Consider the following 12751-nt stretch of genomic DNA (forward strand, 5'->3'; position numbering starts at 1 on the left):
TTCAGCCCGCGGCGAGCAGGGCCCACGCCCCCACGGCGAAGCACAGCGCCGCGACGACCAGGATCGAGACCGTCGTTTTCCGGGACGGCCCCCGCCGTCGCGCCGCGGGGGCGGGAACGTGGGGCCGTCGAGTGGTGTATGCACGGGTGAGGGGGTAATCACGCGGCGCCGGCAGGGGCGCGGCGGCCGGTATGGGCGTGGGAGTGGGGGCAGGCGTATGCGGGTGCGCGGGCTGGGGCGATGGGCCCGGCTGTCCGGGCTGTGGGCCCTGTGGCTGGTACACGGGCGGCTGGGGCGGCCGCGGGAGCGGCGCCGAGGTCGACGGGGTCGGCGGCTGCTGCGGGGGCTGAGGGGGCGGGGTCTGGGAGTGCGGTGCCGGAGTGTGCGGGGTCGGCGGTTGCCGGGGCGGCGCCGGGGGAGGCGATATCCGCGGGGATGGCGTGTGCGGCTGCTGGGGCTGGGGCTGGGGCTGGGGGCGTGCGGTCTGCGGGTGCGGCGTCCGCGGCTGCGGCGGCGGGAGGGTGAAGCTGCCGGTGTCCGACATCGACGGCTGGGCGGGCTGCTCGGCGGCGGGCGACTCGGCAGCGGGATGCTCGGCGGACGGCCCGGCGGCGGGCGGCGAGCGGCGCGGCACCGTCGCGCTGTCCCCGGGAGGGTCGGCCTTCGCATGACGGCGGCCCGGGCGGGCCGGGCCGTTCGGGCCGAATCCGGTCGGCAGCGGTCCGAGATGGTCGAAGACCTCGATCACCTCGTCGTCGAGATCCCCCTCGGGCAGCATCTCGAACGCCGACACGAGCGCCTTGCGCGCCCCCGTGGCGGACCGGAACCGGTCCTCGGGGTCCGGCTGCAGCAGCCCGCCTATCACCTGCCACAACGGCTCGGGTATGCCTTCGGGGGCGTGCGGCACGCCGTGCTCGCTGAACAGCTTCACGATCGCTTCCCCGTCGGGCTTGTGCCCGCGGAGCAGATACAGCGCCACCAGGCCGACCGCGAACAGGTCGGCGGGGAAGTCCGGTTCTTCGCCCATCATCTGCTCGGGCGCGAAGTAACCGGGCGTGCCCATCACGTAGTTGGCCTCGGTGAGGCGGGGCTCGCCTTTGGTGAGCGCGATGCCGAAGTCGCCCAGCCGGACATGGGGCCGATTCGTTCCGGTGGACTCCAGCAGGATGTTCGCGGGCTTGACGTCCCGGTGGACCACGCCCTCCGCGTGGACCGCGGCCAGCCCGGAGAGCAACTGGTCCAGCAGGGCGCACACATAGCGGGGCGGCAGTGGGCCGTAGTCGCCGATGAGGTGTGCGAACGAGCCACCGGCCACCAGGTCCATGGTGAACAGGACCTTGTCGTCGTCCGCCGCCCAGCTCGCCGGGGCCAGTACATGGGGGTGGTCGATCCGCAGGGCCTGTTCCCGGACGAAGCGCAGCAGCGTATGCGCGTCGCGCTGCTGAAGCACCTTCGCCGCGACGTACCGGCGGCGGCGATGGTCCCAGACCCGCCACACGGCGCCCACGCCCCCGCGCCCGATCGGGTCCACCAGTTCGTACCGGCCCGCGAAGATCTCACCCATCGCGCCGTGCCCGCCCCGTCATCGACTCGTCAGCAGTCCATCAGTCCGTCAGCTCTGGTGCGCCTCGTAGTGCGCGACCGCCTCGGCGGTCCGCCCGGCGCCGTACACACGGAGGAACTCTGCCAGCTCGGGATGGGTGGGGGCGAGGGAATCCGCCGCATCGATGATGTCCCCGGCGGCGGCCACGGACCGCAGCAGCGACTGGATTTCGCGCACCACGCGCCGTACGGTCGGGGCCCCTGTGCTGGCGGCGGTCTGGGTGGAGTTGAGCACCGACCCGCCGGCGGTCTTCTTGATCTCTTCCATGCGCTCCGCCGCCTCGGCGGCGCTCACCCGGCCGTCGGCGGCCTGACTGGAGAGTTCCTGGAGCGCCTGTACCCGCTGGACCACCGCCGGATTGCCGATCTTGGCGCGCTGGCCGCTCATGAGCTGGGACAGCATGGGTGCCGAGAGCCCGAGGATGGCGGCCAGGCGCGCCTGGTTGAGGCCGAGATCGTCGATGAGACGGCGAAAGAGCGCCCCCAGCGGTTCCCCGTACCAACTGCGCTGCAGCTCTCGTGCGCGCGCGGTGGCATCCTGCTGTGTTGCGTCCATCTCGCTCTCCCCTTCGCTTCGCTGCCGCGAATCTTGCGTGGCATCCTACGGAGAGCGCTACCCGCGAGCGATACCCGGTCGGGAAAGGCCGCCGGTACCGGGTATCCTGATCGGCGAAGGGGCCTTAGCTCAGTTGGTAGAGCGCCGTCTTTGCATGGCGGATGTCAGGAGTTCGACTCTCCTAGGCTCCACTCTATGAGAGCTCTCCTGACCTGCAAAAACGCAGGCCAGGAGAGCTTTTTTGTGTGGATGTCTTCACATGTCCCCCGCGAGAACTGCAGAAGTTGTTCACGCGTGGGTGATTCGTTGAGCGTGGCCGTCAGTGAGCGGCCGCCGGGCACCGGTTAGGGCGTCTGCTCCTCGTGCCGGGCCGCGGCGCGCTGGGATTCCTCGACAACCCGGCGCAGCGCCGCCACATGCCCTTCGAGGGCGTCCCGTCCGGTCCGGCTGAGATTGATCCATGTACGGGGGCGCTTGCCCACGTAGCCCTTCTTGACCTCGACGTAGCCGCGGGCTTCGAGGGTGCTGACCTGTTTGGAGAGGGCGGAGGCGGACAGCCCCACCGTCTCGCGCACCCAGCCGAACTCGGCCCAGTTCACGCCTGCCAGCAGCGACACGATCGACAGCCGTGTCGGGTCGAGCAGGGCGGTGTCGAACTCAGCGGGATTCATGGGCCGTATTGTCCAGACCGGTGCCGTGGCCGCGCACCGCGAGGGAGTTCAGGGTCCGCTGCAGGCCGCGGCCGAAGATGATCAGGGTGGCGCCGATCACCGCGCCCATGACCGTCCCCGCGTACGGGAACAGCTCGCCGTCCAGGAGGCGGGAGCCGACGAAGCCGAGCAGCACCACGGCGACGATCGCCAGCTGGGCCGACACCACGAAACGCGAGGGGAGTTCGCGTTTGCGTACATGGGTGGGGCGGCCCAGCAGGGCGCCGCCGCGAGGGGTCCGCAGCATGACCGTGTACGCCACGATGAGCGCGGTGACCACCCAGGAGATCCCGGTGCGCACGCCCTCCGCGAAGAAGTCGGGCGCCGCCAGTTCGGCGAAGAGCGCGACACCGAACACGACGCTGACCCAACGGGACTCCTGCGCCGACGCCTGGGCCTGACCGCGGCGCTGCTCGATGTCCCGGAGTGCGCGGGTGGCCTCGTCGGCCGAGGCCGAACGGTCGGACATGGGGGTACCTCCTGGAGCTCGAACATGCTTCACCGGAATACGTTTCCTATGAGGAAACTACTTCTCTGGGTGGGAGTCGTCAACCAGTGGGACAGTCGTGTCCTGGGGGCGATGAAGAGTCGACGGGCCGTTCGAGCTGTCACCGAAGCGGTGTTGCCGCTCCCGGCGTTGGGCCGCGCAACACCTCCCCGATGCCCCACGCTGTCTCACAACTCGGGCAAGCCGTCCGGGAGTCGTCTGATCGGCGCGAGTCGCCGCACAGGGGGACACAATGGGTGAGCTGCACCCGCTGGGAGAGAACCTGCCCGAGGAGTGCCGGGCGTTCGCCGTGGAGCTGAGGAAGCTGTTCGACGGGCTGGGGGTCTCGGTGCGCCGGTACGCGGCACGCAGATTCCGGGACCCCAGCACGATCTCGCGCTATCTGAGCGGGACGAGAGTCCCGCCGTGGGAGTTCGTGCTCGATCTGCTGGCGGATCTCGCGGAGTGCCGGGGTTCCGCGGCCACCCCGGCCGCCATCGAGGTGGTGCGGGAGCGGCACCGGGCCGCGGTGCGCACCAGCGGTTCGCCCGGGCACGCGCTGGAGATCCTGCAGATCCAGCTGGCCGACGCCGACCGGGAGGCGAGGCGCTCCAGCGCGACGGAGGACGTGCTGGGCGAGGCGCTGCTGGGCCTCCGGCACCAGATCGCGGACCTGGAGGTGCGGCTGAGCCTCACCGAGGCGGCGTGGGTGGCGGAGCGGGCCCGCGCCGACGCCTTGGAGGCGGCCTTTCCGGATCACCAGGAGCTGGTGAAGGAGCGGGACCGGCTGCGGCAGGAGGTGCGCCGGCTCACCGAGGAACTGGAGGACGTGCGGCAGCGGGGGCGGCTGGCGGAGGACCGCTGCCAGATGCTGGAGCGGCAGCTGGCCATGGTGGAGTCACAGCGGGTGGCGGCGGTCCCGCCGCAGGACGAGGAGCCCGGCGTTCCGGCGGGCCCGGCCGTGCCGGAGCCGTGCGCCGGGCCGCGGCCCAAGATCCTCGTGGTCGACGACCAGCCGAACAACCTGCTGGCCATGGAAGCGGTGCTGGCCACCCTCGACCAGGAGCTGGTGACCGCCGCCTCCGGGCAGGAGGCGCTGAAGGCGCTGCTGGACCACGACGACTTCGCGGTGATCCTGCTCGATGTGCAGATGCCCGAGATGGACGGCTACGAGACGGCCGCCCACATCAAGCGGCGCCTGCGCAACCGGGACGTGCCGATCATTTTCCTCACGGCGATGGGCGCCGATCCGGAGCACACCTCGCGCGGTTACGCGGCGGGGGCGGTGGACTACATGGCCAAGCCGATCGACCCCTGGGCGCTGCGGGCCAAGGTCTCCGTCTTCACCGAACTCTTCCTGGAGCGGCGCCGCTACAGCGAACGGGAGGCCAAGGAACGGGAGGCCAAGGAGCAGTAGCCGGAGAACGGGCCGGGGGGCGGGAAGACCCCGCGGTCCTGCCCCGCGGTCTTCCGCCCCCCGGCCCGTTCATGCCCGGCGGCCGTCCAATGCGACGAGGGCGTCAGCGCTCTTCGTCGTCCTTCCCGGCCTCGGCCTCGGCCTGCTTGGCCTGCACCTCGGGGTCGAGGGTGTTCTGGTCGCTGCCGTCCACCGCGGCCAGCCGCTCGCGGTCGCCCACCTCGGTCGCGGCCGGGGGCTCGACCAGCCAGTCGGGGTTGGCCTGCCGGTCCCACCACTTCCAGGCGGCGAAGACCCCGGCGCCCACCAGGCCGATGAAGGTGGCGCGCTTGGCGACGCGGCCCATGCGGGCCCGGCGGCGGCGCTTGCGGCTGAGCTTCTCGATGTCGGCCGCCGTCACATGGGTGCGCAGCGCCGCGACGGCCGCGCCCGCCCGGGTGACCGCCTCCTCGCGTACCGGACCGGCGGCCGCGCGCGCTCCGGCCACCGCGTGCTCGACGCGCGGCCCGGTGTAGTCGGCGGCCTGCCGCGCGGCCTTGCGGGTGCGCTTGGCGGCGCGGGCGGCGGCCGCGTCCACCTTGGGCGGCAGGGTGCCGCGGGCCTGGTTGAGCCGGGGCGCGACATGCGCGTGGTACTGGCCCCCGGCCGCGCAGCGGGCCTGGTGCGCGGCGTGGGAGACCTTCGGTGCCAGCCGTACGCGGGCCTCGTGCGCGTACTGCGTGGCGGTGTCCTTGGCCGTGCCGGCGTACGGCGCCACCGCCTCCGCGGCGTGCAGGACGCTGTCCTTCGCGGTGCCGGTCGCGGCTCGCACGCTGTCAATGCGGGTCACGGGAACCTCCTCCTCGGTGGCGTGGTGATGCTCCGGGGTGCAGAGTGCTGAGCTGCATGTGCGCAGTTTCGTGTTTCCAGCTGAAGAAAGATCATGCCTGTTTGTGGAGATCATGCCCGTTCGCAGCCCGCGCGGCATGCGCGAACCGGCATCCGGGTCATAGAGGAGATTGTCCCGGAAACCGCACGGAAAGGCGCGCCGCGTGCGTCTTCGACGGCTACTCGTCGCGCTCGGGTCCGTGCGAGGATCAGGGCAAGGAAGCGAAAACGATGGAAGGTAGATCGTGGCCGAGCAGCTGTACGCCACCCTCAAGACGAACAACGGCGACATCGTGGTCCGGCTGCTGCCGAACCACGCCCCCAAGACCGTGAAGAACTTCGTGGAGCTCGCGGAGGGTACGCGCGAGTGGACCCACCCGGCCACCGGCAAGAAGGCCGCGGAGAAGCTCTACGACGGCACCGTCTTCCACCGCGTGATCAGCGGTTTCATGATCCAGGGCGGTGACCCGCTGGGCAACGGCACCGGCGGCCCCGGCTACGAGTTCGGTGACGAGTTCCACCCGGACCTGGCCTTCAACAAGCCGTACCTGCTGGCCATGGCCAACGCCGGTCCGGGCACCAACGGCTCGCAGTTCTTCATCACGCTCGCGCCGACCACCTGGCTGACCGGCAAGCACAGCATCTTCGGCGAGGTCGTCGACGAGGCCAGCAAGAAGGTCGTCGACGCCATCGGGGGTGCCGCGACCAACCCGCGCACCGACCGCCCGCTCCAGGACGTCGTGATCGAGTCGGTCGTCGTGGAGACCCGCGAGGGCTGAACCCCGCTCGGGAACTCCGCGCCCCGCTTGTCCGTGAGAACAAGCGGGGCGGGAGAACGCGCGCAAGTCCGCGGACAGGGGGCGAAGGGACACCATGGAGGACCAGGCGGTCTGCTGTTACCGGCACCCGCAGCGGGAGACCGGCATCAGCTGTACCCGCTGCGAGCGTCCGATCTGTCCGGAGTGCATGATCAGCGCCTCGGTCGGGTTCCACTGCCCGGAGTGTGTGCGCGGTGGTGCGTCCGCCCCCGGTGAGCCCCCCGCGCCCCCGCGGCGCGCGGCCGAGCCGCGCACCATAGCCGGCGGCGCGTATACCGCCGATCCGCGGCTGGTCACCAAGATCCTGATCGGCCTCAACATCGCCGTCTGGCTGGCGGTGCTGGGCACCGGTGACCGGCTGGTGGACGCCTTCGACCTGGTGGGCCGGGCCTACAACCCGGGCACGGCCGACATCGTGGGCGTCGCCGAGGGGCAGTGGTACCGGCTGCTGACCGCGGTCTTCCTGCACCAGGAGCCGATGCACATCGCCTTCAACATGCTCTCCCTGTGGTGGATCGGCGCCCCGCTGGAGGCCGCCCTCGGCCGGGCCCGCTACCTCACGCTCTACCTGCTGTCGGGGCTCGGCGGCAGCGCGCTGTCGTATCTGCTCGCCGCGCAGAACCAGCCCTCGCTCGGCGCCTCCGGCGCGGTCTTCGGCCTGCTGGGCGCCACCGCCGTCCTGATGCGCCGGCTCAACTACGACATGCGCCCCGTCATCGCGCTGCTCGTGCTGAACCTCATCTTCACCTTCGGCTGGTCCGGCATCGCCTGGCAGGCACACGTCGGCGGCCTGGTGGTCGGCACGGTGGTGGCGTACGCCATGGTGCACGCGCCGCGGGAGCGGCGCGCCCTGGTGCAGCGCGTGGCCTGCGCCGTGATGCTGCTCGTGATCGTCGCGACCGTGTGGGTCCGTACGCTCCAGCTCACCGGCTGACCGCGCGGCCGGGACCGGGCTGACCGCGCTCCGGGCCCTCAGGTGGTCTCAGTGGGCCTCAGCCGGTTTCCAGCCTGTCTCAGGCGGTCCCCCGGCGGTCTCGAACGGGGGTGGGTTCGGTCAGTTGTCCACAGCGCGTGGCCGATCTTGCGCAACCTGTGGAGAACATCTGTGCGTTACCGTACTGACCTGCGTTTTCGCAGGAAGACGCAGGTGTGAGCGATCGAACGCGACCGTTCTGCCGATCACACCGGCGTCAATGCGGCAGAGGTTATCCACAGATCTTCTGAGTTTTCCCCGCCTGTGGATAACCCTGTGGACGGGCCCTGCGGAGCGGATCTCGCGGAGCTACTTCCACTGGGTGGAGACGACGAACCCCGCGGCGATGAAGCCGAAGCCGACCACGATGTTCCAGTTGCCCAGGGACTTGACCGGCATGTCCCCCGTCGTCACGTAGAAGAGGACGATCCAGGCGAGGCCGATCAGGAACATCGCCAGCATCAGTGGGGCCACCCACCGGCGGCCGCTGGACAGGCTGATAGCGGTTGCCTGCTTCGCCGGCGGCGGCGTGAAATCGTCCTTCTTGCGGATACGTGACTTCGGCACGAGGAACTCTCCTGTCGATGCGCTGCGTGACCGCGCGGGGTGTATACGGACCTGCGCCGGGGCGGGACGGTGAAGGGGACCACTGCCCTCCCCGACACGTCAGTTAGCGTAGTCCTTCCGCGGCGTCGTAAGGAGTAAGGGTACGTTGAGCAATTCCGCTGACTCCCCCACCCCGGCGTCCCGCCGTCCCGCGTTCCGGCCCGTCCGGCTGCTGACCGGAGCGGTCTTCGCGCTGGCCGGGATCATCTTCTGGACCAGCTTCAACACGGCCCAGGGCACCGACATCCGCAGCGATGAATCGATGCTGCGGCTGTCCGATCTCATCCAGGAGCGCAGCCGCAAGAACGGTGCGCTCGACGGGGGCGCCGCCAAGATGCGCTCCGACGTCGACGCCCTCGCCCGCCGCGACAACGGCAGCACCAAGGCCGAGCAGCGCAAGCTGGAGGAGCTGGAGAAGACCGCGGGCACCCGCGGGCTCAGCGGCTCCGGGCTCACCGTCACCCTTACCGACGCCCCGCCGAACGCCACCCCCAAGATCCCCGGCGTGCCCGACCCGCAGCCCAACGACCTCGTCATCCACCAGCAGGACCTGCAAGCCGTGGTGAACGCGCTGTGGCAGGGCGGCGCCAAGGGGATCAAGGTGATGGACCAGCGGCTGATCTCCACCAGCGCCGTGCGCTGCGTCGGCAACACCCTGATCCTCCAGGGCCAGGTCTACTCCCCGCCGTACAAGATCACCGCCGTGGGTGACCGGGACCGGCTGAGCACCGCGCTCACCGCCTCCCCCGCCATCCAGAACTACCGCTCCTACGTCGAGGCGTACGGCCTCGGCTGGAAAGTCGACCAGCACGACACGGTGACTCTTCCCGGCTACTCCGGCACAGTGGAGCTGCACCAGGCACAGCCCGTCCCGTAGCCGCGCGCCGATGGGGGGCCCATGGGGCCGAAGAGGGTACGGCTGGTCGTCAGGGCGCTCAGTGAGCTGTGCGTCACCGGCGGCACCCTGATCCTCCTCTTGGTCGTCTACCTCCTGTACTGGACCTCCGTCCGCGCCGACCAGGCCATGGACGGCGAGATCGACCACCTCCAGGACCGCTGGGCCGCGGGGCCGGTCGCCGCGGCCGCCGAGCCCGCGCCCCGGCCGCGCCGCTACGAGAGCGGCACCTCCTTCGCGATCATGTACATCCCGCGCTTGGGCGCCGACTGGGCCAAACCCGTCCTCCAGGGCACCAAAGCCGCCACCTTGCGCAAGGGGCTCGGGCACTACGCGGGCACCGCCCGCCTCGGCGCCACGGGAAACTTCGCGGTCGCCGGGCACCGCCGCACCTACGGCGACCCGTTCAAGGACTTCCCCCGGCTGCGCCCCGGCGACGCGGTCGTCCTGTCCGACGGCACCACCTGGTACACGTACCGCATCACCGGACGCCCCCATCGCACCCTGCCGACCGACGTCGGGGTGATCGATCCGGTGCCGCGCGCCTCCGGCTTCCGCGCTCCGGGCCGCTATCTGACGCTCACGACCTGTGAGCCGGAGTGGGGGCACAGTCACCGGCTGATCGCCTGGGCGCACCTCGACGCGACCCAATCGGTTGCCCAAGGCAAGCCCAAGGCTTTGTACAGCTGACCCACCTGCCCCACCCCTGGACCCTTACTCTGGTCCTGCACTCCGGTGCTGCAATCGACTTCGTCATCGGTGAGTAGGGACGGCATGTACGGCTGGATCTGGCGGCATCTGCCGGGTAACGCATGGACACGGGCGGGGATTTCGCTCGTGCTCGTGCTGGCGATCGTGTTCGTGCTCTTCCAGTACGTCTTCCCGTGGGCGGAGCCGCTGCTGCCGTTCAACGACGTGACGGTCGACCAGGGAATGGCGGGTCCCCGATGAGCGCGCGCGTGCTGGTCGTCGACAACTACGACAGCTTCGTCTTCAACCTCGTCCAGTACCTCTACCAGCTCGGCGCCGAGTGCGAGGTGGTGCGCAACGACGAGGTCTCCCTCGCCCACGCGCAGGACGGCTTCGACGGCGTGCTGCTCTCCCCCGGCCCCGGCACCCCCGAGAAGGCCGGCGTCTGTATCGACATGGTGCGGCACTGCGCCGACACCGGGGTGCCGGTGTTCGGGGTCTGCCTGGGGATGCAGTCCATGGCCGTCGCCTACGGCGGCGTCGTCGGCCGCGCCCCGGAGCTGCTGCACGGCAAGACCTCGCTGGTGACCCATGAGGGCACGGGCGTCTTCAGCGGGCTGCCGTCGCCGTTCACCGCCACCCGGTACCACTCCCTCGCGGTCGAACGGGACACCGTTCCCGACGCGTTGGAGATCACCGCGTGGACGGAGACGGGCATCGCCATGGGGCTGCGCCACCGCGAACTGCGGGTCGAGGGTGTCCAGTTCCACCCCGAGTCCGTCCTCACCGAATGGGGTCACCGCATGCTCGCCAACTGGCTGGTGGAGTGCGGCGACACGGACGCGATAGAGCGGTCGACGGGGCTCGCCCCGGTGGTCGGGGCGGTCGGCGGCAAGGCCGTCGAGTGACCGCACCGCGCCCCGGGCCCGAGGGCGCGGCCCAGGGCGCCCCGGAGCCCGCCCCGGGCGCCGCACCGGCCCCCGAGCCGCACCTCGGCGGGCGGCGGCGCCGCGCCCGTCCGGAGGCCTCGGACGAGCGCCCCGAGCAGGCCGCCTCACCGCCCACCGGACGGCGGCGCGCCCGGTCGGCCGCCACGGGACCCGGCGGCCTTGACGCCCCCGCGAGCCCCGGCGGCCCCGACGCCGCCGCGAGCGCGGGCGAGACGGCCGTCCTGGCCCCCATCGCCTCGGAGGTCCCCGGAGCCGCCGCCGAAGCCGCCCCCGCGGACGTCCCTCCGGGCGCTCCCGCGGGGAACGAGGAGACGATGGCGCTGCGGGCCGTGGCCGCCCGGACCGTGCCCCCCTCCCACGACCGGACCATGCCGCTGCGCACGGTCGAGCAGAGCCGGACGCCGGGCCGCACGCCGGGCGGGACACCGGACCTGGCGCCGGACGAGGCGCCGTCCCCCGGCGGCCGCGCGGCCCGCCGCAAGGCGGCTCAGGAGGCCGCGAAGCGCGGCGGACGGCACGGAGCCCACGCGCGGGGCGGCGCGGCCGTCAGCGGGGCCACAGGCGCTTCCGGCGCGGGGGCGCGGCCCCGTACCCGTATGGAGGCCAAGCGCGCCGCCCGGGCCCGCAAGGACACCCCCGGCGTGGTGGCGAGCCGGGTGATCGGCGAGGTGTTCATCACCCTCGGCGTGGTGATGCTGCTCTTCGTGACGTACCAGCTGTGGTGGACGAACATCCTGGCGCACCAGCAGGCGAACGGCGCGGCGGGCGATCTGCAGAAGAAGTGGGACACCAAGGGCGCGGACCGCGATCCGGGCGTGTTCTCCCCCGGCCAGGGCTTCGCGATCATCTACATCCCCAAGCTGGACGTGAAGGCCCCGATCGCCGAGGGGATCGACAAGCACAAGGTCCTCGACCGCGGCATGGTCGGCCACTACGCCAAGGGCAAGCTGAAGACCGCGATGCCGTGGGACAAGAAGGGCAACTTCGCGCTCGCCGGGCACCGCAACACCCATGGCGAGCCGTTCCGCTACATCAATCGCCTCAAGCCCGGCGACAAGGTCGTCGTCGAGACGCAGAGCCGGTTCTACACCTACGACATGACCAGCATGCTGCCGCAGACGTCCCCGTCCAACACGGGCGTCATCGGCCCGGTGCCGCCCGGCTCCGGCTTCACGGCGCCGGGCCGCTACCTCACGCTGACGACCTGCACCCCCGAGTTCACCAGCACTTACCGGATGATCGTCTGGGGCAAGATGGTCGACGAGCGGCCGCGCGGCGAGGGGAAGCCGGACGCACTGGTCGAGTAGGACCGGGAAGATCCAGAAAAGGGGTACCACGCGGTGGCACGGACCGACCACGACCAGCGGCAGGGCCGGGACCCCGCCCCGCCCGCGCAGGCTCAGCCGACCCATACCTCCGGCCGTGGCCGGATCGCGGCGGTCATCGGGGTACTGGGCGAGCTGCTGATCACCGCGGGGCTGATCCTGGCCCTCTTCGTGGCCTACTCGCTGTGGTGGACGAACGTCCTCGCCGACCGGGAGGCGAAGAAGCAGGGCGACCAGGTGCGCAAGCACTGGGCCGCGCAGGGGCCGGGCAGGCTCGACACGAAGGACGGCATCGGCTTCCTGCACGTACCGGCCATGGGCGATGGCGAGGTGCTGGTCGAGAAGGGCACCTCGGCCAAGATCCTCAACGATGGCGTCGCCGGGTACTACACGGAGCCCGTGAAGTCCGCGATGCCCTGGGCGAAGTCGGGCAACTTCGCGCTGGCCGCCCACCGGGACGGGCACGGCGCCAAATTCCACGGCATCGACAAGATCCACGACGGCGATCCGGTGGTCTTCGAGACCCGGGACACCTGGTACGTCTACAAGGTCTACGCGACGCTGCCCGAGACCTCGAAGTTCAACGTGGACGTGCTGGACGCGGTCCCGAAGGAGTCGGGCAGGAAGAAGGCGGGCCGCTACATCACCCTCTCGACCTGCACCCCGGTCTACACCTCGCTGCACCGCTACGTCGTCTGGGGCGAGCTGGAGCGCACCGAGAAGGTCGACGCGGACCGTACGCCCCCCGAGGAGCTGCGCTGACCGCACTCGACAGCTGCCAGCACCACGGGGAAGCCCCCGGCGCCCGGTAGAGGGCGCCGGGGGCTTCCCCGTGCGATACGCGCTGTCGGCGCG

The 12751-nt window shown here is 71.1% G+C and carries 15 protein-coding genes and 1 tRNA gene; 10 read left to right on the plus strand and 6 right to left on the minus strand.

Going from position 1 to position 12751, the window contains the following annotated elements; genetic code table 11:
* Position 1 precedes the first annotated feature (1 nt).
* Both ABZ370_RS10810 and ABZ370_RS10815 read right to left on the minus strand, forming a co-directional pair.
* Positions 2-1564 carry a serine/threonine-protein kinase gene (locus ABZ370_RS10810; RefSeq protein WP_358618978.1) on the minus strand — a complete coding sequence of 521 codons (1563 nt, stop codon included), beginning with the start codon at positions 1562-1564 and terminating at the stop codon, positions 2-4.
* Positions 1565-1612: 48 nt separating this feature from the next.
* Complete coding sequence (locus tag ABZ370_RS10815) at positions 1613-2158, minus strand: DNA-binding protein (RefSeq protein WP_358618980.1); 546 nt, start codon at positions 2156-2158, stop codon at positions 1613-1615.
* Between the two features lie 118 nt (positions 2159-2276).
* On the opposite strand from ABZ370_RS10815, the gene ABZ370_RS10820 reads away from it, so the two are divergent.
* Positions 2277-2349, plus strand: a tRNA-Ala gene (locus ABZ370_RS10820).
* Positions 2350-2502: 153 nt separating this feature from the next.
* Here ABZ370_RS10820 and ABZ370_RS10825 read toward each other — a convergent pair.
* Positions 2503-2829, minus strand: a complete 327-nt coding sequence (locus ABZ370_RS10825) for a transcriptional regulator (protein WP_358618981.1) — start codon at positions 2827-2829, stop codon at positions 2503-2505.
* Positions 2816-3337 carry a hypothetical protein gene (locus ABZ370_RS10830; protein ID WP_358618983.1) on the minus strand — a complete coding sequence of 174 codons (522 nt, stop codon included), beginning with the start codon at positions 3335-3337 and terminating at the stop codon, positions 2816-2818. Before ABZ370_RS10830 ends, ABZ370_RS10825 begins: the two co-directional genes overlap by 14 nt.
* 271 nt (positions 3338-3608) lie before the next feature.
* On the opposite strand from ABZ370_RS10830, the gene ABZ370_RS10835 reads away from it, so the two are divergent.
* Positions 3609-4772: a response regulator gene (locus tag ABZ370_RS10835; RefSeq protein ID WP_358618985.1), complete on the plus strand. Its 1164-nt coding sequence runs from the start codon at positions 3609-3611 to the stop codon at positions 4770-4772.
* A 103-nt stretch (positions 4773-4875) separates the two neighbouring features.
* Here ABZ370_RS10835 and ABZ370_RS10840 read toward each other — a convergent pair whose 3' ends face one another.
* Positions 4876-5601, minus strand: coding sequence for a DUF5324 family protein (locus ABZ370_RS10840; RefSeq protein ID WP_358618987.1), 726 nt, complete (start codon positions 5599-5601; stop codon positions 4876-4878).
* Between the two features lie 283 nt (positions 5602-5884).
* On the opposite strand from ABZ370_RS10840, the gene ABZ370_RS10845 reads away from it, so the two are divergent.
* Positions 5885-6418, plus strand: coding sequence for a peptidylprolyl isomerase (locus ABZ370_RS10845; protein ID WP_009716467.1), 534 nt, complete (start codon positions 5885-5887; stop codon positions 6416-6418).
* 94 nt (positions 6419-6512) lie between these two features.
* Positions 6513-7391, plus strand: a complete 879-nt coding sequence (locus ABZ370_RS10850; protein ID WP_358618988.1) for a rhomboid family intramembrane serine protease — start codon at positions 6513-6515, stop codon at positions 7389-7391.
* A 348-nt stretch (positions 7392-7739) separates the two neighbouring features.
* Here ABZ370_RS10850 and crgA read toward each other — a convergent pair whose 3' ends face one another.
* Positions 7740-7997 (minus strand): cell division protein CrgA, encoded by a 258-nt coding sequence (gene crgA / locus ABZ370_RS10855; RefSeq protein ID WP_358618990.1) that lies wholly within the window; start codon positions 7995-7997, stop codon positions 7740-7742.
* Between the two features lie 145 nt (positions 7998-8142).
* On the opposite strand from crgA, the gene ABZ370_RS10860 reads away from it, so the two are divergent.
* The 6 genes from ABZ370_RS10860 to ABZ370_RS10885 all read left to right on the plus strand — a co-directional run bounded on the left by ABZ370_RS10860 (position 8143) and on the right by ABZ370_RS10885 (position 12658).
* Positions 8143-8913, plus strand: a complete 771-nt coding sequence (locus tag ABZ370_RS10860) for a DUF881 domain-containing protein (protein WP_358618992.1) — start codon at positions 8143-8145, stop codon at positions 8911-8913.
* A 21-nt stretch (positions 8914-8934) separates the two neighbouring features.
* Positions 8935-9621 carry a class E sortase gene (locus ABZ370_RS10865; protein WP_358618994.1) on the plus strand — a complete coding sequence of 229 codons (687 nt, stop codon included), beginning with the start codon at positions 8935-8937 and terminating at the stop codon, positions 9619-9621.
* 84 nt (positions 9622-9705) lie between these two features.
* Entirely contained in the window at positions 9706-9882 is a 177-nt protein-coding gene (locus ABZ370_RS10870) for a hypothetical protein (RefSeq protein WP_358618996.1), read from the plus strand.
* Positions 9879-10529, plus strand: a complete 651-nt coding sequence (locus ABZ370_RS10875) for an aminodeoxychorismate/anthranilate synthase component II (protein WP_358618998.1) — start codon at positions 9879-9881, stop codon at positions 10527-10529. Before ABZ370_RS10870 ends, ABZ370_RS10875 begins: the two co-directional genes overlap by 4 nt.
* Positions 10526-11878: a class E sortase gene (locus tag ABZ370_RS10880; RefSeq protein ID WP_358619000.1), complete on the plus strand. Its 1353-nt coding sequence runs from the start codon at positions 10526-10528 to the stop codon at positions 11876-11878. Before ABZ370_RS10875 ends, ABZ370_RS10880 begins: the two co-directional genes overlap by 4 nt.
* Before the next feature lie 33 nt (positions 11879-11911).
* Complete coding sequence (locus ABZ370_RS10885; RefSeq protein WP_358619001.1) at positions 11912-12658, plus strand: class E sortase; 747 nt, start codon at positions 11912-11914, stop codon at positions 12656-12658.
* Positions 12659-12751: the final 93 nt, after the last annotated feature.

The sequence above is a fragment of the Streptomyces sp. NPDC005962 genome, from assembly GCF_040629205.1.
Classification (GTDB): domain Bacteria; phylum Actinomycetota; class Actinomycetes; order Streptomycetales; family Streptomycetaceae; genus Streptomyces.